General features: G+C 71.2%; 18 protein-coding genes. 11 read left to right on the plus strand and 7 right to left on the minus strand.

The window, feature by feature from the left end:
- Window positions 1–73 precede the first annotated feature (73 nt).
- From E0493_RS20885 to E0493_RS20900, 4 genes are read right to left on the minus strand one after another with little or no spacing between them, the layout of a single operon-like run.
- A complete protein-coding gene (locus tag E0493_RS20885) occupies window positions 74–961 on the minus strand; it encodes a beta-xylosidase (protein WP_160939205.1) in 888 nt (295 codons plus the stop codon).
- A complete protein-coding gene (locus E0493_RS20890; RefSeq protein ID WP_160939206.1) occupies window positions 958–1,722 on the minus strand; it encodes a TIGR04290 family methyltransferase in 765 nt (254 codons plus the stop codon). The genes E0493_RS20885 and E0493_RS20890 overlap by 4 nt, the downstream gene beginning before the upstream one ends.
- Window positions 1,719–2,357: a histidine phosphatase family protein gene (locus E0493_RS20895; RefSeq protein ID WP_160939207.1), complete on the minus strand. Its 639-nt coding sequence runs from the start codon at window positions 2,355–2,357 to the stop codon at window positions 1,719–1,721. The genes E0493_RS20890 and E0493_RS20895 overlap by 4 nt, the downstream gene beginning before the upstream one ends.
- An 11-nt stretch (window positions 2,358–2,368) precedes the next feature.
- Window positions 2,369–3,343, minus strand: coding sequence for an inositol-3-phosphate synthase (locus tag E0493_RS20900; protein WP_367614560.1), 975 nt, complete (start codon window positions 3,341–3,343; stop codon window positions 2,369–2,371).
- A 618-nt stretch (window positions 3,344–3,961) separates the two neighbouring features.
- Between E0493_RS20900 and E0493_RS20905 the strand changes: the two genes are divergently transcribed.
- The 11 genes from E0493_RS20905 (at window position 3,962) to E0493_RS20955 (ending at window position 17,406) form a co-directional block, all read left to right on the plus strand.
- Window positions 3,962–5,077: an NAD-dependent epimerase/dehydratase family protein gene (locus E0493_RS20905; protein WP_160939209.1), complete on the plus strand. Its 1,116-nt coding sequence runs from the start codon at window positions 3,962–3,964 to the stop codon at window positions 5,075–5,077.
- Between the two features lie 2 nt (window positions 5,078–5,079).
- Window positions 5,080–6,174, plus strand: coding sequence for an SDR family NAD(P)-dependent oxidoreductase (locus E0493_RS20910; RefSeq protein ID WP_367614561.1), 1,095 nt, complete (start codon window positions 5,080–5,082; stop codon window positions 6,172–6,174).
- Window positions 6,175–6,196: 22 nt separating this feature from the next.
- Window positions 6,197–7,336 carry a glycosyltransferase family 4 protein gene (locus tag E0493_RS20915; protein WP_235913924.1) on the plus strand — a complete coding sequence of 380 codons (1,140 nt, stop codon included), beginning with the start codon at window positions 6,197–6,199 and terminating at the stop codon, window positions 7,334–7,336.
- Window positions 7,333–8,445, plus strand: coding sequence for a CgeB family protein (locus tag E0493_RS23990; protein WP_160939212.1), 1,113 nt, complete (start codon window positions 7,333–7,335; stop codon window positions 8,443–8,445). Before E0493_RS20915 ends, E0493_RS23990 begins: the two co-directional genes overlap by 4 nt.
- On the plus strand, window positions 8,442–9,545 hold the full coding sequence (locus tag E0493_RS20925; RefSeq protein ID WP_160939213.1) for a CgeB family protein: 1,104 nt from the start codon (window positions 8,442–8,444) through the stop codon (window positions 9,543–9,545). The genes E0493_RS23990 and E0493_RS20925 overlap by 4 nt, the downstream gene beginning before the upstream one ends.
- Window positions 9,542–10,702, plus strand: a complete 1,161-nt coding sequence (locus tag E0493_RS20930) for a CgeB family protein (RefSeq protein WP_160939214.1) — start codon at window positions 9,542–9,544, stop codon at window positions 10,700–10,702. Before E0493_RS20925 ends, E0493_RS20930 begins: the two co-directional genes overlap by 4 nt.
- Window positions 10,689–11,708: a UDP-glucuronic acid decarboxylase family protein gene (locus tag E0493_RS20935; RefSeq protein WP_160939215.1), complete on the plus strand. Its 1,020-nt coding sequence runs from the start codon at window positions 10,689–10,691 to the stop codon at window positions 11,706–11,708. The genes E0493_RS20930 and E0493_RS20935 overlap by 14 nt, the downstream gene beginning before the upstream one ends.
- 22 nt (window positions 11,709–11,730) lie before the next feature.
- Window positions 11,731–13,467, plus strand: coding sequence for a hypothetical protein (locus E0493_RS20940; protein ID WP_160939216.1), 1,737 nt, complete (start codon window positions 11,731–11,733; stop codon window positions 13,465–13,467).
- A gap of 93 nt (window positions 13,468–13,560) precedes the next feature.
- Window positions 13,561–14,574 carry a catalase family peroxidase gene (locus tag E0493_RS20945; RefSeq protein WP_202397260.1) on the plus strand — a complete coding sequence of 338 codons (1,014 nt, stop codon included), beginning with the start codon at window positions 13,561–13,563 and terminating at the stop codon, window positions 14,572–14,574.
- On the plus strand, window positions 14,571–14,894 hold the full coding sequence (locus E0493_RS20950; RefSeq protein ID WP_160939217.1) for a cupredoxin domain-containing protein: 324 nt from the start codon (window positions 14,571–14,573) through the stop codon (window positions 14,892–14,894). The genes E0493_RS20945 and E0493_RS20950 overlap by 4 nt, the downstream gene beginning before the upstream one ends.
- 46 nt (window positions 14,895–14,940) lie before the next feature.
- Window positions 14,941–17,406, plus strand: a complete 2,466-nt coding sequence (locus E0493_RS20955; RefSeq protein WP_160939218.1) for a putative bifunctional diguanylate cyclase/phosphodiesterase — start codon at window positions 14,941–14,943, stop codon at window positions 17,404–17,406.
- On the opposite strand, the gene E0493_RS20960 is transcribed toward E0493_RS20955, so the two are convergent.
- The 3 genes from E0493_RS20960 to E0493_RS20970 form a co-directional block, all read right to left on the minus strand.
- Complete coding sequence (locus tag E0493_RS20960; protein ID WP_160939219.1) at window positions 17,351–17,548, minus strand: hypothetical protein; 198 nt, start codon at window positions 17,546–17,548, stop codon at window positions 17,351–17,353. The two genes, E0493_RS20955 and E0493_RS20960, sit on opposite strands and share 56 nt — an antisense overlap.
- Window positions 17,549–17,707: 159 nt before the next feature.
- Window positions 17,708–19,342, minus strand: a complete 1,635-nt coding sequence (locus E0493_RS20965) for an FGGY-family carbohydrate kinase (RefSeq protein ID WP_160939220.1) — start codon at window positions 19,340–19,342, stop codon at window positions 17,708–17,710.
- 36 nt (window positions 19,343–19,378) lie between these two features.
- Window positions 19,379–20,152 (minus strand): DeoR/GlpR family DNA-binding transcription regulator, encoded by a 774-nt coding sequence (locus tag E0493_RS20970; protein ID WP_235913925.1) that lies wholly within the window; start codon window positions 20,150–20,152, stop codon window positions 19,379–19,381.
- Window positions 20,153–20,292 lie beyond the last annotated feature (140 nt).

The following is a 20,292-nucleotide window of genomic DNA, read 5'->3' on the forward strand; positions in this document are numbered from 1 at the left end:
CAGGTGCTCGAAGAACGGCCGCTTGCCTGCCGGAAGCCGGGTGGCGTCGCCGGCGCCAGCCCGGGAGCCGCGTTCAGGTGGCGTAGCGTCGGATCATGCTGGCGCAGAACTCCGCAAACTCCTCCGCGACCTGCGGCGGGCTGGTGTGGTGCGGCGCGAGGCCGCGATGCTCCGGCGTGAAGCAGAAGGTGACGGTGACGTCGAAGTCGCGCAGCGCCTCCATCTGCCGGTCGAACCAGGCCAGGGCGTCGGGGCGGAAGCTGTCGGCCCAGGAGAGGCCGGTGCGCATGTAGCGGACGCCGAGGCGCTTCATCCAGGCCACCGCGTCGTCCAGCCGGTGGTCCTGGTAGTGGAACCACTGGCAGAGGCCCATGAAGCCGCCATGCTCGGCGAAGGCCTCCGCCGACGGCTTGGGCGAGCCGTCCTCGCGCAGCAGGCCCATGTAGAAGTGGCGGTAGTAGGAGGAACCCTCCGCCTCCCGGTGGCGGGTGGTGGCCTCCCAGGTGCTGGGCAGGTCGTAGAGGCTGTACCAGTGCACGCGCGGCGCCTGGCCCTTCAGCAGCTCGGCGGTGCGGCGCAGGCCCCAGGCCTGCACCTCCTCGGCGCCGAAGCTGGAGACGCCCACTTCCGAGACCCAGACCGGCAGGTCGGTCACGGCGCGGATCTCGGCCACCTTGGCCGGCCATTCCCCGATCTGCCAGAGGTTCCAGTCGAGCGGGAAGCCATGCACGGCGACGGCCTCCATCTCCGCCAGGGTGCCGCGGGCGGCCATCTTCTGGATGAAGACCGGGTCGATCGGCGAGATGCCGCCGAGCACGCGTGGCACGCGGGCGTTCTCGGCCCGGATCGCCTGCCCGGCCAGGCGGGCCATCCGGGCGAACAGCTCCCAGTCGGGATCGAGCTCGCGGTCCCAGTGGGACTTGTTGTTCGGCTCGTTCCAGATCATCGCGGCTTCGATCATCGGCGGGGACCCTTCGCGGGATAGACGGCGCCGGCCCCGTAGGGCGGCTCGACGCGGCGGCAGAGATAGACTTCGCGGGCCGCATGCTCGAGGATCTCGAAGCCGGCGTTGCGCAGCATGGCCTCGGCGCAGGCGCGGTTCGGCACCCACCAGTTGGTCACGTCGCCGGCGTAGCGGTGCTCGATGAAATGCAGCTTCGGGTAGGCGGGCGCGTCGAAATGCGCCGCTTCCTCGAACGCGTAGTCGGAGGCGACCTGATCCACCGCCCGGGAGCCGCGCTGCATGCTCTGGAACAGCAGGCGGTCGCCGACGACATGCTCGTGGATCAGGTCCAGCGCCAGCAACGGATGGCGCAGGTGGTAAAGCACGCCCATGAACAGCACGAGGTCGAAGCGCTCGCCAAGGGCGGCGACGTCATAGACGGAGAGCTGGCGGTACTCGATGTCGAGCCCGAGCGTCCCGGCGGCGAAGCGGGCCTGGGCGAGGTAGCGCTCGTCGCTGTCCACGCCCAGCACGCGGCGGGCGCCGCGCCGCTTCATCTCCATCGAGAAGAAGCCGCCGTTGCAGCCGATGTCGAGCACGCTGAGGCCGGTCAGGTCCTGCGGCACGAGATGCGCGAAATGCTGCCAGACCTGGCCGGGATAATCGCCGAGGAAGTGGTTGGGGGCGGTCCAGACGCCGTTCAGGTTGATGTTGTGGAACCACTCGCCAAGCGCCGCTGCGCCGCTGCGGATGGCCTCCGGAGAAAGATTCTTGGTCATGTGCCGTCTCCGCTGCCATGCCGGCCCGGACAAGGTCTGTCATGGGCCAGGTCGTTCATCACCAGGACCTTTCCGCCCCCCGGCCAGACGGCCAGCGTGCTGAGGGAGGCGGGGCCGATCTCGAAACGCTCGTAGGCTTGCAGGGGTGCGTCCAGGTAGTGCGCCAGGATCGCCTTGATGACGTCGCTGTGGCTGACCACCGCCACGGCCTGCCCGGCGTGGCGCGGCAGCAGCGCCGCGACGCCTGCCACGGCGCGCGCCTGCGCGGCCCGCATGGACTCGCCACCCGGCGTGGCACCCTCGTCGCGCCGCATGTTCCAGGCCTGCCAGCGAGGATCGTCGTTCAACGCTGCGAAGGTCTGCCCGGCCCATTCGCCGAAGTCGATCTCGTTGAAGGCTGCATCCACCACGGGCACCAGTGCCGCGGCGCTCGCCACGGCCTCCGCGGTTTCGCGGCAGCGCTGCATCGGGCTGCTGTAGATCGCGGCGAGGCCGAGCGGCGCGAGGCGCTTGGCCAGGCGGGCGGCCTGCGCGCGCCCCGCCTCGCCAAGCGCCACCCCCTCCATGCGGCCGCAAAGGATGCGGTCCACACGGTCATGCGCCGCGTGGCGCAACAGGTGAACCGTCGCCGCCACCGCTCCGGGGTTCACTCCAGCCCGTCGATGAAGCGCTGCGTGCGCTCGCGCGCCTCGCCATCCGTGAACTGCTGCGGCGGCGACTTCATGAAGTAGCTGGAGGGCGCGACGACGGCGCCGCCGAGGCCGCGGTCCATGGCCAGCTTCGCGCAGCGCACGGCATCGATGACGATGCCGGCGGAGTTCGGCGAGTCCCAGACTTCCAGCTTCAGTTCGAGGTTCAGCGGCGTGCCGCCGAAGCCGGTGCCCTCCAGCCGGATATGCGCCCATTTGCGGTCGGTCAGCCAGGGCACGTGGTCGCTGGGGCCGATATGCACGTCGCCGGCGGGGAGGGGGACGTCGAACTGGCTGGTCACGGCGCGGGTCTTGGAGATCTTCTTGGATTCCAGGCGCTCGCGCTCCAGCATGTTCTGGAAGTCGGTGTTGCCGCCGAAGTTGAGCTGGTAGGTGCGGTCGAGCCGCACGCCGCGCTCGCGGAACAGGTTGGCCAGGACGCGGTGCACGATGGTGGCGCCGACCTGGCTTTTGATGTCATCGCCGATGATGGGCAGGCCGCGCGCCTCGAAGCGCGCGCGCCACTGCGGGTCGGAAGCGATGAACACGGGCACGCAGTTGACGAAGCCGCAGCCGGCCTCCAGCGCGCGCTCGACATACCATTCCGTCGCTGCCTGCGAGCCGACGGGGAGGTAGGAGACCAGCACGTCGGTGCGGCTCTCGCGCAGGATGGTGGCCACATCGGCGACTGGCGCCTCCGATTCGTCGATCTCCTCGCGCAGGTAGCGGCCGAGGCCGTCCAGCGTCGGGCCGCGATGCACGAGCGCGCCGGTGGGCGGCACCTCGGCGAAGGTGATGGTGTTGTTCGGCCTTGCGCGGATGGCCTGCGCCACGTCGCGGCCCACCTTGCCGGCATTCACGTCGAAGGCGCAGGCGATCTCGATGTCGCGGACATGGTAGCCGCCGAGATCGGCATGCATCAGGCCGGGCACCGGCTCGTTCGCGGAGGCCTCCCGGTAATAGGCCAGTCCCTGAACGAAGGATGAGGCACAGTTCCCGACACCAACGATCCCGACTCGCAGCGGTCCCGATCCCACCAATTGGCCTCCAGTTTCCCGACGTGGCGTTGCCAAGGCTGATCCAGCCAGGCCGGATCGTCAAACGCAGGCGGGCTGGGCCGCGGTGCAGCTCCGCCACGCTTGCGCCACGGGAAAGTGACGATGGCCGGGGCGTGCTGGCAAGCTTCTTTGTTCCTGTCCTCACCACAAATGCGTGACGAGCTGCGTTGTCCTCACAATTCAGTGTGAAGGAAACTTCCTGAAACGCGCCATATCCGCGCCGAGTTATGGCGCTGTCTCGGCTGTTCGCAACCCTTCACCCTCCCTCGCGACGCGCGTTGGTGCCTTCCGGAGCGGTCATGCGGCTGGAACACGTGGTTGGAAGCGCAGCGGGGTCACGGGGAGCGTCCCGGGAAGGAGTGTGAAGAAACTGTGATCGGACGGCGCCGTGCAGCTTGCGGTTCTACTTCTTAGAAGAAGGCAGGCAGGATTCGAATCAGCGGATTCGCCGCATGCCCTGGGCCTGCGGCGCATCATACCGGGAGTGGCTGCGTGAAAGAAACCATCCTGATCACGGGCGGGGCAGGCTTCATCGGATGCCATGTCGCGCGGGCGCTGCTGCGGCGGGGTTATCACGTGCGTGTCCTGGACAGCCTGCTCAAGCAGGTTCATGGCGAGCGCACGGAGCCGATGCTGCTCGATCGTGACGTGGAGTTCATGACCGGCGACGTGCGCGACGAGGCCGCGCTGCGCCGCGCGCTCAGGAATGTCGACCGCGTGGTGCATCTCGCCGCCGAGGTCGGTGTTGGCCAGAGCATGTACGCGGTGGAACGCTACGTGTCGGTCAATGACTGCGGAACGGCGTCGCTGTTCCAGCAACTGATCGACCAGCCGGTGAAGCGCGTGGTCGTGGCGTCCTCGATGAGCATCTACGGCGAGGGGCTCTACCGTGATGCGGAAGGCCGGCTGCATGAGGACGTCATCCGCAGCCCGCGCACCGCGCCCGACGCGCCCTGGGACCCGGTGGACGCGCAGGGGCGCCCGCTGCTTCCGGTGCCGACGCCGGAAAGCAAGCGGCCGGTGCTCGCCTCGGTCTACGCCATCACCAAGTTCACCCAGGAACGGCTGACGCTGACGCTGGCGCCCGCCTACGGCATGGAGGGCGTGGCGTTGCGGCTGTGGAACGCCTACGGGCCGGGCCAGGCGCTTTCCAATCCCTATACCGGCGTGCTGGCCATCTTCGCCTCGCGCCTGCGCAACGGCCAGCGGCCGATGATCTTCGAGGACGGCCAGCAGCGCCGCGACTTCGTGCATGTCGAGGATGTGGCGCGCGCCTTTGTTCTGGCGCTTGAGCATCCGCGTGCGGCCGGGCAGGTCTACAACGTCGCCAGCGGCCAGAACCGCACGGTGGAGGAGGTCGCGCTGGCACTGGCGCATGCCATGGGCTGCCCCGACCGGACGCCGGAGATCATGGGCAAGACCCGCAGCGGCGACATCCGCCACAACATCCCCGATATTGGCAAGATCCAGCGGGAACTCGGCTACAGCGTTTCGCGCGACTTCGAGGCGGACCTGCGCGAGCTTGCCGAATGGGTTGCCTCGCAGCAGGCGGAGGACCTCGTGCAGCAGGCCCGGAGCGAGCTCGAGACGCGGGGCCTGGTGGCGTGAACGTGCCGTCCTCCCCGCTCGAGGCGCCGGCCCTCCTGTCGCGGCGCGTGGCGCTGGTCACCGGCGGCGCCGGCTTCATCGGCTCCAACCTGGCCGACCGGCTCGCAACCGATGGCCATGACGTGCTGGTGCTCGACGCGCTGGCGCGCCCCGGCGTCGAGGCCAACCTGCAATGGCTGAAGGCGCGCCACCCCGAGCGGGTCACGGCGCGCATCGCCGATATCCGCGACGAGGCCGCGGTGGAGGAGGCCGCGCGGGATGCCAAGGTTGTCTTCCACCTGGCCGGCCAGGTCGCGGTGACGACCAGCCTCGCCGACCCGCGCGACGACTTCGACGTCAACCTGCGCGGCACCTTCAACCTTCTCGATGCGCTGCGCCGGCAGGGGAGGGCGGTGCCGCTCGTCTTCGCCAGCACCAACAAGGTCTATGGCGCCCTTGCCGATGTGGCGCTGGAGCGCGCGGCCGACGGGTACCGTCCCGTGGACCCGGCGCTGCGCGGCCACGGCATCGGCGAGGCGCGGCCGCTCGACTTCCATACGCCCTATGGCTGTTCGAAGGGGGGCGCCGATCAGTATGTGCTCGACTTCGCCCGCAGCTTCGGAATCCCGACGGCGGTGCTGCGCATGAGCTGCATCTACGGCCAGCGGCAGATGGGCACCGAGGACCAGGGCTGGGTGGCGCACTTCCTGATCCGCGCCCTGCGGGGCGAACCGATCACCATCTTCGGCGACGGCTGGCAGGTGCGCGACGTGTTGCAGGTGGATGACGCGGTGGCCGCCTACCTCGCCGCCTGGCAGCGCATCGATGCGGTTTCCGGGCAGGCCTTCAACCTGGGCGGCGGACCGGACAATGCGGTGAGCCTGCGGCAGGTGCTCGCCGCCATCGAGGAGCTGGTGGGGCGGCGCGTCATGGTGGACTATGCCGACTGGCGCGCCGGCGACCAGCGCTACTACGTCTCGGACACGCGGCTGGCGCGACGCGAACTGGGCTTGCGGGCTTCGACGCCCTGGCGCAACGGGCTGGCCGGGCTGGCGCGCTGGCTGGGCGAGGCACAGGCGCCGCGCAAGCCGGCCAGCGTGGCCGAGGCCGCACGGTGAGATGCGGCGTGGAGGCGGCGCATTGCGCGACCTAGGTTCCTCCGCCGCGCCTTTCTCCCCACGCCTGCTGATCACGGCGGATGCCGTGGGCGGTGTCTGGTCCTATGCGCTCGACCTCGCGCGCGGGCTCATCGGCGAGGGCGCTTCGGTGGTGCTGGCGGTGCTGGGCCCTCCGCCAGGCGCGCGACAGCGCGCCGAGGCCGCCGCTGTTGCCGGCCTGCGCATCGTCGACACGGATCTCGCGCTGGAATGGATGGCGGAGGATGCGGCCGCGGTGCTGAAGGCCGGAGAGCGGCTCGCCGCCCTGGCACGCGCAGAAGGCGCCGATCTCGTGCACCTGAACAGTCCGGCCCTGGCCGCGAGCGGTGGCTTCACCGTCCCGGTTGTCGCCGCCTGCCACTCCTGCGTGGCGAGCTGGTGGGAGGCTGTGCGCGGCGGGCCGTTGCCGCCCGATCTCGCCTGGCGCAGCGCCTTGGTGACGGAAGGCTATCGCGCCGCCGACCGGTTGCTGGCCCCCAGCGCCGCCTTCGCCGCAACCACGGCGCGCTTACATGGCCTCGCCGCGCCGCCGCAGGTCGTGCACAACGGCCGCGCGCGCCAGCAGCCAGCGCGGATGCCGGCCGGGCTGCCGGAGCGCTTTGTCTTTGCCGCGGGGCGGCTGTGGGACGATGGCAAGGACCTGCGCCTGCTTGACGGAATCGCCGGGCGGCTGCCGCTGCCGGTGGTCACCGCCGGGCCGCTCGCGGGGCCGCAGGGGGGCGCGATCGCGCTGCCCGGCCTGCACAATCTCGGCACACTCGACAGCGGCCAGATGGCGGCGTGCTTCGAGGCCGCCAGCCTCTTCGTCTCGCCGGCACGCTACGAGCCCTTCGGCCTGGCGGTGCTGGAGGCGGCGCAGGCGGGCTGCCCGCTCGTGCTCTCCGACATCGCCAGCTTCCGCGAGATCTGGGGCGAGGCGGCGGAGTATGTGTCTCCGGGCGATGGCGACGGCTTCGTCGCGGCCATCGCCCGCCTGCTGGAAGACCCGGCGCTTCGCCGGCGGCGGGGCGAGGCGGCGGCGGCGCGGGCCCGGCGCTACACGCCCGCGGCCATGGCGCGGGGGACGCAGCAGATCTACCGCGCGGTGCTGGCACCGCAGGCATGCCAGGAGGCGCAGGCGTGAGGATCGTCTATTTCACCCACTCCCTCGAATCCTGCTGGAACCACGGCAACGCGCATTTCGTGCGCGGTGTGCTGCGTGAATTGCAACTCCGCGGGCACGAGGTTCTGGCGGTGGAGCCACGCGAAGGCTGGAGCCTGCAGAACCTGCTGCAGGATCATGGCGAGGCCGGGCTGGCCGCCTATCGCGCCGCCTATCCGGAGCTTGCCGCCCGGTCCTTCGAGGCGCTGGCGGATTGCGAAGCCGCGCTCGATGCGGCGGATCTGGTGATCGTGCACGAGTGGAACGCACCGGAGCTGGTTGGCGCGCTCGGCCGCATGCGGGCCAACGGCGCGCGCTTCACCTTGCTGTTCCACGACACGCACCACCGCGCCGTCAGCGACCCCGCCGCGATGCGCACCATGCCGCTGGACGGCTATGACGGCGTGCTCGCCTTTGGCGCGGCGCTGGCCGAGGTCTATCGCGACTGGGGCTGGCGCGACCGCGTCTGGATCTGGCACGAGGCGGCGGATACGCGCCATTTCCGCCCCCTGCCCTCCAGTGAGCCGCGCCAGGGGCTGGTCTGGATCGGCAACTGGGGCGACGACGAGCGCAGCGAGGAGCTGGAAAGCTTTCTGCTGCGGCCGGCGCGCACCGTTGGGCTGCCGCTCGACATCTTCGGCGTGCGCTATCCCGAGGACGCGCTGGCGGCGCTGCGCCGCCATGGCGCGCGCTACCACGGCTGGCTGCCCAACGCCGCCGCGCCCGAGGTCTTCGCGCGCCATCTCGCCACCATCCATGTTCCGCGCCGCTTCTATGTGCGGATGCTGCCGGGCATTCCGACCATCCGTGTCTTCGAGGCAATGGCCTGCGGCATTCCGCTGGTCTGCTCGCCCTGGGAGGACGCGGAAGGCCTGTTCCGTCCCGGGCGCGACTATCTCGTGGCGCGTGACGAGCCGGAGATGGAGCGTCACATGGGCGCGCTTCGGGATGATGCGGCGCTGCGGGAGTCGCTGGTGGCCAGCGGCCTTGAAACCATTCGTGCCCGCCACAGTTGCGCGCACCGGGCGGAGGAACTGCTCGGGATCGTCGCCAACTTGCGCGCCGGCCATACCGCGGAGACCGCCGCATGAAGATCGCGTTCTATGGATCCAGCCTGCTGTCCGCCTACTGGAACGGCGCAGCGACCTATTACCGCGGCATGCTGCGCGACCTGGCGCAGCGCGGCCACAGCATCACCTTCTACGAGCCCGATGCCTTCGACCGGCAGCAGCACCGCGACATCGAGCCGCCGGACTGGGCGAAGGTCGTGGTCTATCCCGCCACGGAGGCGGCGGCGCAGGGCGTCATCGCCGAGGCGGCGCTGGCCGAGGTGGTGGTGAAGGCCAGCGGCGTCGGCGTCTTTGACGACCTGCTGCTGGAAGGCGTGATGCGTGCCGCCCGTCCCGAGGCGATCCGCATCTTCTGGGACGTGGACGCGCCCGCCACCCTCGCCGAGATCGGCGCCGCGGCCGAGCATCCACTGCGGCGCACGCTGCCCTCGCTCGACCTGGTGCTGACCTATGGCGGCGGCCCGCCGGTGGTGGACGCCTATATGAGCTTCGGCGCGCGGCGCTGCGTGCCGGTCTACAACGCGCTGGACGCGGAGACGCACCATCCCGTGCCGGCCGAGCCGCGCTTCGCCGTGGACCTCGCCTTTCTCGGCAACCGCCTGCCGGACCGCGAGGCGCGGGTGGAGCAGTTCTTCCTGCAGCCGGCCGCCGCGCTGCCGGAGCGCAAGTTCCTGATCGGCGGCAATGGCTGGGAAAGCAAGGCCATGCCGCCCAACGTGCGGCACATCGGCCATGTGCGGACGCGCGACCACAACGCCTTCAACACCTCGCCCTTGGCGGTGCTGAACATCGCCCGCGACAGCATGGCCAGGACCGGCTTCTCGCCCGCCACCCGCGTCTTCGAGGCGGCGGGGGCGGGCGCCTGCCTGATCACCGACGCCTGGGTGGGGCTGGAGCTGTTCCTCAAGGAGGGCGAGGAAGTGCTGGTGGCGCGCGACGGCAAGGACGTCGCCGAGCATGTCGCGGCGCTGACGCCGGAGCGGGCGCGGGCGATCGGCGAGGCGGCGCGGGCGCGCATCCTGGCCGGCCATACCTACGCGCTGCGCGGCGCCCAGGTGGATGCGCTGCTGCGCGAGGAGGCCGGGCGCAAGGCAGCCACCACCAAGCGGAGCGCGGCATGAGCGCGGCGCCGCTCAACATCGTGGTGCTGGGGCTGAGCCTCTCCTCCTCCTGGGGGAACGGCCATGCCACCACCTTTCGCGCGCTGCTGCGCGCCTTCGCCGCGCGCGGCCACCGCATCTTGTTTCTGGAGCGCGACGTGCCCTGGTACGCCGCGCACCGTGACCTGCCGCAGCCGGATTTCTGCCGCCTGGAATTCTATGGCGACCTCGGCGGGCTCAGCGCCTGGCATGGCGCGATGGCGGCGGCGGATGCCGTGATCGTCGGCTCCTACGTGCCCGAGGGCGTGGCGGTCGGCGCGCTGGCGCAGCGCGTGGCGAACGGCGTCACCGCCTTCTACGACATCGACACGCCGGTGACGCTGGCCAAGCTGGCGCGCGGCGACGAGGAGTATCTCTCCCCGGCGCTGATCCCGGGCTACGACCTCTATCTCTCCTTCACCGGCGGCCCGACGCTGGACCGGCTGATGCGGCACTACGGCTCGCCCGCCGCGCGGCCGCTCTACTGCTCGGTGGACACCGACGCCTACCGGCCGATGGAAGTCGCGCCGCGCTGGGACCTCAGCTATCTCGGCACCTACAGCCCCGACCGCCAGCCGACGCTGGAGCGGCTGCTGCTGGAGCCCGCGCGGCAGGCACCGGAACTGCGCTTCGTCGTGGCCGGGCCGCAGTACCCGGCGGAAATCGCGTGGCCGGCCAATGTGGAGCGGCTCGACCATGTGCCGCCGGCCGAGCATCCTGCCTTCTATGCCGCCAGCCGCTACACGCTGAACGTCACCCGTGCCGACATGATCCACGCTGGCTGGAGCCCCAGCGTGCGGCTTTTCGAGGCCGCTGCCTGCGGCACGCCGGTCATCTCCGACCGGTGGGACGGGCTCGACACGCTGTTCGCTCCTGACGCCGAGATCGTGCTCGCCGACAGCGCCGCGGATGTGCTGCGCGCCCTGCGCGAGCGCCCGGAGGCGGTGCGGCAGTGCCAGGCCCAGGCGGCACGCCGGCGCATCCTCGCCAGCCACAGCGCCGCGCACCGCGCCGCCGAGCTCGAAACCTACATCCGGGAAGCCGGCGACCGCGCGCCGCTGCCCGAACCCGCCTTCGCGGCGCTGCACGGTGCGGCGCCGCATTCCTTCCCGCAGGTGGACGTCCATGAAGAACGGTAAGGCAAAGCACGTCCTGGTGGCGGGCGGCGCGGGCTTTCTGGGTTCGCATCTTTGCGATGCGCTGCTGGCGCAGGGGGACCATGTGGTCTGCGTGGACAACCTGCAGACCGGGCACGCCAGGAACCTGCGGCATCTGGAGAACGAGCCGCGCTTCACTTTTATCGAGGCCGACGTCATCGAGCGGCTTCCGGCGCGCGCCCTGCCGAAGCAACTCGACCGCGTGTTCAACCTGGCCTGCGCCGCCTCGCCGGTGCAATACCAGGCCGACCCCGAGCATACGATGCTGACCAGCGTCATGGGCACGCGCAACCTGCTGCGGCTGGCGGAGGCGCATGGGGGCCGCTTCCTGCTGGCTTCCACCAGCGAGATCTACGGCGACCCCGAGGTGCATCCGCAGGTCGAGACCTACTGGGGCAACGTGAACTCCACGGGGCCGCGCGCCTGCTACGACGAAGGCAAGCGCGCCGCCGAGGCGCTGGCCTTCGACTTCGACCGCGCTCACCGCGCGGAGGTTCGCGTCGCCCGCATCTTCAACACCTATGGCCCTCGCATGCGCGCGGATGATGGGCGCGTCGTCTCCAACGTCATCACGCAGGCGCTGGAGGGGGCGGACATCACCGTCTACGGCGATGGCAGCCAGACCCGCTCCTTCTGCTACGCGCATGACCTTGTGGAGGGGCTGATGCGCCTGATGGCCCATGAGGGCGAACAGCCTGGTGCCGTCAACCTCGGCAATCCGAACGAGCTTACGGTGGCGGAGCTGGTGGAACGCGTGCTGGGGATGGTGGATACGCGCTCCACCGTGGTTCACCAGCCGTTGCCGGTGGACGATCCTCGTCGCCGCCGACCGGACATTTCCCGCGCGCGCGCGCTGCTGGGCTGGCAGCCGCGCACCACGCTGGTGGCCGGGCTGCAATCCACCATCGCCTGGTTCAGCGAGCTGATGCATCAGCCAGCGGCGAGCAGCTACGGCGCGGGCGCCGGGGCCAGCGCCACGCTGCGCTGAGCGGCGGCCAGCGCCGGCCGGCATGATCGTCTATGGCGATGCCGTCCGGCATGAGGAGCCTCACGCCCTGCTGGGCGCCTTGCAGGAGGGCCTGCGGCAACTCTCCGGCCTGCCGCCGGGCCTTGCCCGCCATACGGCGCTGGTGGCCCGCTTCATCGAGGCGGGCGAGCTGGCGCAGGGGCTTGCGGATGCCGCCTTCAGGGCGCGGGGCGAGGATGCCGCCTCCGCGCAGGGCGATGCCGGCACGGCCCTGCTGACGCGGCTGGCGGCGGCGCTGCGGGCTTCCTGGTCCAGCGGGTTTCAGGACCTGCCGCCGCTGCCGGAGGCTTTCCTGCCCGGGCCGCTGCCTGAGGTGATCGCTCCGAAGCGCATGGAGGGCTTCAGCTTCTATGCGCTCTATCCGGAAGGCTATCTGCAGGCGGCGGAGAAGGCCGGATTGGGCGAGGCGACCGTCGTCATCGGGTTGCGCAGCATCGGCCTGCCGCTGGCGGCGCTGGTGGCCGCCGCGCTCGGTGCCGCGCCGCCGGTCAGCCTGCGGCCGGTCGGACACCCCTTCGAACGGCGCCTCGCCCTGTCCGGCGAGATCAAGGCCGCCTTGCTGCGAGGGCAGGGGCCGCGTGCCATCGTGGATGAAGGGCCGGGGCTTTCCGGCAGTTCCATGGGGGCGGTGGCCGACCTGCTGGAGGGGGGCGGCATTGCGCCTTCGCGGCTGCATTTCTTTCCCAGCCATGGCGGAGCGCCCGGGCCACAGGCCAGTGCGCGGCACCGCGCCCGCTGGTCCGCCGCCGCGCGGCATCTCTGCGATTTCGAGCGGCTCGTGCTGCACGCCTCCCGGCCGGCGCATCGCCTGGAGCATTGGGCGGCCGACCTGACCGGCCCGCCTGAGGCTCCCCTGCGCGAGCTTTCCGGCGGGGCCTGGCGGGCGCTGCGCTATGCCGCGGAAGGCGCCTGGCCACCTGCCAATCCGCAGCAGGAACGCCGCAAGTTCCTCCTTCAGGCCGGAGGGCGCCCCTGGCTGCTGAAGTTCACCGGCCTCGGCCCCGAGGGCGAGGGCAAGGCGCGCATGGGGCGGATGCTTTCGGAGGCCGGGCTGGTGCCGTCACTGGCAGGCTACCGGCACGGCTTCCTGGTTGCCGGCTGGGAGGCGGCGGCGCGCGGGCTGGACCAGGCGCCGCGCCCCCCGGCTGCGCTGCTGGCGCCAGTGGCGCGCTACCTGGCCTTCCGCCGCCGGCACTTCGCCAAGGGCAGCGGGGGCGCCAGCCTGGCCGCGCTCTGGGACATGGCCTGCCACAACACGGCCGAGGCGCTCGGCGAGCCCGCGGCCCGCGCGCTGCGGCGCCTCCAGCCGGACCTGCCCCGGCTGGAGGCGCGGCTGCGCCCGATTGCCGGCGACAACCGGCTGCATCCCTGGGAATGGCTCGCTCTCCCCGATGGCCGGCTGCTGAAGGCCGACGCACTCGACCACCACGCCGCGCATGACCTGATTGGCTGCCAGGATCTCGCCTGGGACCTGGTCGGTGCCGAGGTGGAACTCGGGCTCGCTCCCACGGCGCTCGCGGCGGCGGTGGCGCGGGAATCCGGCCATGCCACCGACCCGGCGCTGCCCGACGCCTACCGGCCCTGCTATCTCGCCTTCCAGCTTGGCGCCGCCGGCATGGCCGCCGCCGCATGCCAGGGCATGCCTGAGGAGGCGGCGCGCCTGAGGGCCGCCACGAGGCGCTACACCGTGCTGCTGAGAAGGCTGATCGAGGCGGGCTGAGCGAAACGGCGCCGGCCCCGGCGGCGGCACACGGATCAAGGTTTCCTTTGCGATTGAACCACTAGGCTTCGCTCCCAGCAGGGAAAGCAGGCCATGGCGGAAGCAGCGGAATCGGGCGAGGCAAGGACGGCTTGGGCGCGGCGCGGCATTCTCGGTGCCGTACTGGGAAGCGCCGCGATGGCCGGGATCGCGCGCGCGCAGCCTGGCCGCTCCGGCGTTCCCGCCGGCATTGTCGGCGCCTTCGACAACCTGTTCCAGGGACCGCATCCGGCCCGGCGGGCGGTGCACGCCACCGGCCTGCTCTGCACGGGAAGCTTCCACCCGCATCCCGAGGCGCCGCGCCTGAGCCGGGCGCCGCATCTCGCCGGTGAGGCGGTGCCGGTGCTGGTCCGCTTCTCCAACTTCGCCGCCGCGCCCGGCCTGCCGGACGGCGACCCCGCCGCCAGCCCGCGCGGCATGGCGATCAAGTTCCTCCTTCCGGGGGAGCAGGAGACGGACATCGTCGCCCATTCCTATGACGGCTTCCCCGCGGCGACGCCGGAGGCCTTCCTCGCCTTTCTGCGGGCCGTGCCCGATCCGGCGGCCTTGCAGGGCCTCGCCGCTGCGAGCCCGGCGGTGCGGGCCTTCCTGGACGATCCCAAGCCGGCCCCGGCCAGCTACGCGACGGAAGCCTATTTCGGCGTCAATGCCTTCCGGTTCAGCAATGCGGCGGGCGAGGCGCGGTTCGGACGGTACCGCATCCTGCCGCAGGCGGGCCCGCAGCACCTGACGCCAGGGCAGGCCGCCGCGCGCCCGGCCGACTATCTCACGACTGAGCTGCGTGGCCGGCTGAGCCAGGGCAAGGCCGGCTTCCGCCTGCTGGTGCAGCTCGCCGAGCCGGGAGACGACACCCAGGACGGCTCGCGGGCCTGGCCGGCGGAACGGCCGCTGGTGGAGCTTGGCACCCTCTCGCTGGAGGCGCTGGCGGCGCCGGCGGACGCCGCCCGCCAGGACCTGCGCTTCGTTCCGACCAGTCTGGTGGCCGGCATCGCACCCTCGGGCGACCCCATGCTCCTGGCGCGCACCCAGGCCTACCAGATCTCCGCCGAGCGGAGGGCGGCGCAATGAGGCGCGCGCTGGCCCTGGGCTGCCTGGTGCTGCTCGCCTGCGCCGCCGCGGCCCCGGCGCGCGAGGTCGAGCCGCTGATCGTTCAGCGCGACCGGGCCTTCTCGGCGCGCGAGGCCGTGGTGCCGCGCGGCACCGTCCTGCGCTTCTCCAACGAGGATGAGTTCCCGCACCAGATCAACGCATCCGGCCCGGGGGTCGAGATGAATTCGGATCTTCAGTCTCCGGGCGATGTGCTGCGCCTCCCGCTGCCGCAGGCCGGCACGGTCGAGGTCCGGTGCGGAATTCATCCGCGCATGCGCCTGACGGTTCAAGTGCGCTGACGCGGCCTTGGCCCGCAGCGCCAGCAAGGAAACGGAGTGAGGCGCGATGTCCATCCGGCTGAAGATCCTGCTCGGGTGTCTCGCGCTGACCACCGTGACGGTGGCGCTTGGCACCTTCACCCGCACCGCCCAGCGCGAGCTCGGGGCCATCACCACGCAGCTCTACGACGATTCCTTTCTGGCGATGAGCTATCTGCGCGCGGCGCAGAACGGCCTGCTGCGCGCCGAGGCGCGAATCCGTCAACCCGAGGACACGGCAGCGGCGAGCGCCAACGCGCCTCGCCTTCTGGCGCAGTTGCTGCAGGAGATCGCCGACGACCTTGAGGTCGCCAGGAACCGCGCCACCTCACCGGAGGCCGCTGCGGTCGCCGAGCGCCTCGGCGTCAGCCTGCGGCAGGCCGGCGAACTGGCTGCGGCGCCGCAGGCCGACAGCATGGCACTGGCCGGCCCCCTCGCGGCCGCCGAGCGCGACTTCGACGTCGCCATCGAGATCTATGCCGCCGACGGGTTCCGGCAGCGCCGGGAAGCCGGCCTCATGGTGGAGAACACGGTGCGGCGGGCCTGGTGGGCGATGGGCCTTTCCGTCGCGGTGGCGCTGCTCATCACGCTGGTGCTGACGCGCTCCATCGTGCCCGCGCTTCGCCGGGCGCTCCAGGTCGCGGATGCCATCGCCGCGGGGCGGCTGGACAACCAGATCCTGGTGCGTGGCCGCGGCGAGCCGGCGCAGCTCCTCCGCGCGCTCGCGGTCATGCAGAGCAGCATCGCCGCGGCGATGGAGCGGATCCATGCGCTGATGCAGAGCCAGGCCTCGCACCATGCGGGCGAGATCGCGTTGCAGAACGCGCGGCTGGACGCGGCGCTCTCCAACATGGTGCAGGGGCTTTGCCTTTTCGCGCCGGATGGCCGGCTGGTCATGGTGAACCGGCGCTTCACGGAGATGTTCGGCGCGCCGGCGCCGGGCGCCGCGCCAGGCGAGTTGCTTTCCCCTCAGGGCCTCGCCGCCTTGCTGCCGCCGGCCGGCATCGCCGCGGAGGCCACCACGGCGCAGTTGCCGGACGGCCGCTGGATTTCCGTCGTGCACCGCCCGGTGGAGGGTGGCGGCTGGGTGGCGACCTATGAGGACGTGACGGAGCGCAAGCAGGCCGAGGCGCGCCTCGCACACATGGCCCGGCACGACGCGCTGACCGGCCTGCCGAACCGGGCGGCCTTCCGGGAGCAGATGGCGCGGGCGCTGGCGCGGGTTCGGCGAGGCGAAGGGGTCGCGGTTCTCTGCCTGGATCTCGATCGCTTCAAGGCGGTCAACGACAGCCTCGGGCATCCGGCCGGCGACGCGCTGCTGCAGGCGGTGGCGGCGCGGCTACGGGATTGCGTGCGGGAGACCGATCTCGTGGTGCGGCTTGGTGGCGACGAGTTCGCAGTGGTGCAGGAAGGGGCCTCCCTGCCGGCGGAGGCGGCTGCGGTCGCCGGCCGCATCATCGCCGCCCTTTCGGCGCCCTTCGGCATCGGCGGGCATCACGTCACTGTCGGCACCAGCATCGGCATCGCGCTGGCCGGCCTCGGGACAACCGATGCGGATGTGCTGCTGCGCTGCGCAGACCTGGCCCTCTACCGCGCGAAGGAGGACGGGCGCGGTGCGTTCCGCTTCTTCGAGCCCAGCATGGACGAGCAGATGCGCGCCCGGCGGGACCTGGAGATGGATCTCGGCTCGGCCCTGGCGCGGGGGGAGCTGGCCCTCTTCTACCAGCCGCTCGTGGATACCGAACAAGGCCGGGTCGGTGGCTTCGAGGCGCTGCTGCGCTGGCAGCATCCGGTGCGCGGCACCGTCTCCCCGGCGGCGTTCATTCCGCTGGCCGAGGAAACAGGCATGATCGCCGCCATCGGCGCCTGGGTGATCCGCAGGGCCTGCGCCGATGCGGCCTGCTGGCCGCTGCCGGTCAAGGTGGCCGTGAACCTTTCCCCCGTGCAGTTCCGCGACCGCTCCCTGCCGCGCATCGTCGCCGAGGCGCTGGCCGAGAGCGGGCTGGACCCGGCGCGGCTCGAGCTTGAGATCACCGAGTCCCTCCTGCTGCTCGACGACGAGAAGGTCCTGGAGATCCTGCACGGGCTTCGGGCGCAGGGCGTACGCATCGCGATGGACGACTTCGGTACCGGCTATTCCTCGCTCAGCTACCTGCGGCGCTTTCCGTTCGACAAGATCAAGATCGACCAGTCCTTCGTGCGGGGCATGATGGAGCAGGAGGATTGCGCCGCGATCGTGAGCACCGTGGTGAGCCTGGGCCGGCTGCTCGGCATGTCCGTGAACGCGGAGGGCGTGGAGACGCGGGAGCAGTTCCTCGCCCTGCGGGAGCAGGGTTGCGGCGAGGTGCAGGGCTACCTGTTCAGCCCGCCACGCCCGGCTGAGGAGGTGGTGGCCATGCTCGGCAGCATCCGGCAGGACGCCTGCGCCACGGACTGCCTCAGTCCCGGCGGCGGATCAGTTGCGCCACCACCATCAGCAGAATGCCAAGCGTGATGATCCCGGAGGTCGCCGGGTCCTCGTAGATGAAGTTCATGACGCTGCGCGGAACCCACAGCAGAAACTCCCAGCCGATCAGCCGTGCCGCCAGCCCGAGCGCCACGAGCAGGCTGCCGATGAACCAGAGCCTCGCCGCCATCCGTTCCTTCCCTCAAGCCGACGCAGCGGCGGAGATGTCCGGCCTTCATGTGGGCCGGGCAGGGCGGCAAGGAAAGGGCCGTGGCCGGCCGGTGCCGGAGGCGCCGCCTCCCGCATCCCCGCCGGGGCGACAGTGTCACGCCGGATGCCGCCATTCCCCTCAGCCCGGTGGGTGCATCAGCGCGCGATAGGCCATCTGGTCGGCATGCATGCGCTGGAAGACGGCGTACTTAGCCTCGTGATAGCGCCGCACGGCCGCTCCGCCGGGCTCCAGCACCTTGCCGGCGCTGTTCATCGCCGCCATCGCGTCAGGCAGGCTGGCATGCGCGCCGCCGGCCACCGCACCGAGCATGGCGGCGCCGAGCAGGATGGCCTCCGGCTCGCGCGGCAGCACCACGCGGCAGCCCGTGGCGTCGGCGTGCTCGCGCAGGAAAACGGGGTTCTTGGTGCCGCCGCCGCAGGCCAGCACGGTGTCGATCGCGTAGCCCTCGGCGTTCATCGCCTCAATGATGTGCCGCGTGCCATAGGCGATGGCCTGAACCGTGGCGAGGTAGAGCAGGGCGAGGTCGTCGGCCGTCGCCGAAAGGCGCAGGCCGGAGACCATGCCGCGCAGCGAGGCATCCGCGCGTGGCGAGCGGTTGCCGTGGAAGTCTGGCATGACGTGCAGCGCCTCCGTCAGCGCGGCGGGGAAGGGGAGGCCTTCGGCCAGCACCTCCAGCCGCTCGTTCAGCAGCTGGTAGATGGTGGCGCCGCGACTTCGCGCCTCTTCGGCCAGGGCGGGATAGGCGGCATGGGTGAGGATGATGTGGTCCACGAGGCTGCCGGTGGCGGACTGGCCGCCCTCGTTCAGCCACAGGCCAGGCAGCATGGCTGAATAGTAGGGGCCCCAGACCCCCGGCACGAAGCGCGGCGCCTCGGAAACCGCCATGTGGCAGGAGGAGGTGCCGCCGATCAGCGCCAGCCGGCGGCGCAGCGCCTCCCGGTCGGGCGCCGTGCCGTCCAGCGCCGCGCCGATCACGCCGAGGCCGCCGGCATGAGCGTCGATGGCCGAGGCGCCCACGGGAATGCCGGGCGGCAGGCCGAGGGCCGCCGCCGCCTCGGCGGAGAGGCCGCCCAGCGGGGCGCCGGGCGGCAGGATCTCGGTGCCGATGCGGCGGAAGCCCTCCTCCGCCAGGTCCCCGAGGCCGATGGCGCGGAAATAGCCGGCATCCCAGCGGCCTTGCTGGCCGAGATAGGTCCATTTGCAGACAGTGGAGCAAAGCGAGCGCGTGAGGCTGCCGGTGGCGCGCCAGGTCAGGTAGTCCGGCAGGTCGAAGAAATGCGCGGCGCGGCGCCACGCCTCCGGCAGGTTCTCCTTCAGCCAGAGCAGCTTCGGCGTCTGCATTTCCAGCGAGATGCGGCCGCCGACATAGCGCAGCACGTCGTGGTCGCCGGCGTTGATGCGCGCGGCCTGGGCTTCCGCGCGATGGTCCATCCAGACCACCACGTCCTGTTCCGGGCTGCCGTCGGGGCTGATGGAAACGGGGCGGCCGGCGGCGTCCACCACCACCAGGGAACAGGTGGCATCGAAGCCGATCCCCCGCACCCGTGCCTCGGCGAGCCCGGCCAGCGCCCCGCGCACCGCGGCGCAGACCGAGGCCCAGATGTTCTCCGAGGACTGCTGCACATGGTCCGGCGCCGGCCGCCACATGCGGATGGGCTGCACCGCCTGGCCCAGCATGGCGCCGTCCAGCGTGAAGGCGCCCGCGCGGGCACTGCCGGTGCCCACATCGACGCCGACGACAATCTCCTGCATGGCGCTCCCCCGGCTGTGCTGGTCTGCCGGCCGGGGTTAGGAACCGGCCGGCGCCGCGTCAAGCAAGGGCGGCCCGGCGACCGGGATGCCGGCGGCCTCCGGGCGGGCGGCGGCGTCGGTCAGGATGCGGGCGAAGGCGGAGAGCGGCGCGAAGTAGGCCGGCCGCAGCCGGCCCAGCTTGCTCCCGTCCACCACCAGGAAGCATTGCGCGGCGGCCGCCATGGCGACCTGCTTCACCGGCACCTCGTGGAAGTTGGTGCAGGTGACGCCGCCGGTGGCATGCACCCCGCCCGCCGAGATGAAGGCCTTGTTGATGCGCAGCCGCCGCAGGGCGTGCAGCGCCTCCTCGGAGGCGAAGGTTGCGGAGGCGGGATGGAACAGGCCACCAAGCAGCACCAGCTGCGTGTTTGGCCGGCATGAGGCCAGGGTGGCGATGTTCAGCGCGTAGCAGACGATCGTCAGGGAAATGCCGTCGGGTAGCGCAGCGATGAAGTGGGGCAGGGTGGTGCCGCAATCAACGAAAAGTGTATCGCCGTCCTCAACTTGTCGCGTGGCGTGGCGGCAAGCCTGGCGTTTGGCATCGGCATGGCTGTCCTGCTCGCGCTCAAGCACGTACTGCCCTCGTCCGCCAAGGCTGCCGGCAGGCACCACATGCCCGCCGAGCAGCGCCAGCGGCTGGCCAGGCACGGCAAGGTCGCGCCGCAGCGTCATGGAAGACACGCCGAGCGCCTGGGCTGCCTCGTCGAGCCGCGTCGTGCCATGCTGGCGCAACAGCTCCTCCAGCCGGGCGAGGCGCGTGCGGCGGCGCATGCTGGCCAGTCCGGTGGCAGCCCCCCGGGCAACCCCCCGGACAGCCCCTGGGGCATCGGCTTCAGCCATTCTTCCTCCGTCGAAGGGCGCTTGACCTTTGCGGGCCTTGATGTGAGACATATAACAATAGTTAGAAAAGT

Source organism: Teichococcus coralli, from assembly GCF_009829925.1.
GTDB classification, from domain to species: domain Bacteria; phylum Pseudomonadota; class Alphaproteobacteria; order Acetobacterales; family Acetobacteraceae; genus Pseudoroseomonas; species Pseudoroseomonas coralli.

Coding starts and splice junctions, on each gene's coding strand:
- E0493_RS20885 (WP_160939205.1), bottom strand. CDS start 961: ATGATCGAAGCCGCGATGATCTGGAACGAGCCGAACAACAAGTCCCAC.
- E0493_RS20890 (WP_160939206.1), bottom strand. CDS start 1,722: ATGACCAAGAATCTTTCTCCGGAGGCCATCCGCAGCGGCGCAGCGGCG.
- E0493_RS20925 (WP_160939213.1), top strand. CDS start 8,442: ATGAAGATCGCGTTCTATGGATCCAGCCTGCTGTCCGCCTACTGGAAC.
- E0493_RS20930 (WP_160939214.1), top strand. CDS start 9,542: ATGAGCGCGGCGCCGCTCAACATCGTGGTGCTGGGGCTGAGCCTCTCC.
- E0493_RS20935 (WP_160939215.1), top strand. CDS start 10,689: ATGAAGAACGGTAAGGCAAAGCACGTCCTGGTGGCGGGCGGCGCGGGC.
- E0493_RS20940 (WP_160939216.1), top strand. CDS start 11,731: ATGATCGTCTATGGCGATGCCGTCCGGCATGAGGAGCCTCACGCCCTG.
- E0493_RS20945 (WP_202397260.1), top strand. CDS start 13,561: ATGGCGGAAGCAGCGGAATCGGGCGAGGCAAGGACGGCTTGGGCGCGG.
- E0493_RS20950 (WP_160939217.1), top strand. CDS start 14,571: ATGAGGCGCGCGCTGGCCCTGGGCTGCCTGGTGCTGCTCGCCTGCGCC.
- E0493_RS20955 (WP_160939218.1), top strand. CDS start 14,941: ATGTCCATCCGGCTGAAGATCCTGCTCGGGTGTCTCGCGCTGACCACC.
- E0493_RS20960 (WP_160939219.1), bottom strand. CDS start 17,548: ATGGCGGCGAGGCTCTGGTTCATCGGCAGCCTGCTCGTGGCGCTCGGG.
- E0493_RS20965 (WP_160939220.1), bottom strand. CDS start 19,342: ATGCAGGAGATTGTCGTCGGCGTCGATGTGGGCACCGGCAGTGCCCGC.
- E0493_RS20970 (WP_235913925.1), bottom strand. CDS start 20,152: ATGCGCCGCCGCACGCGCCTCGCCCGGCTGGAGGAGCTGTTGCGCCAG.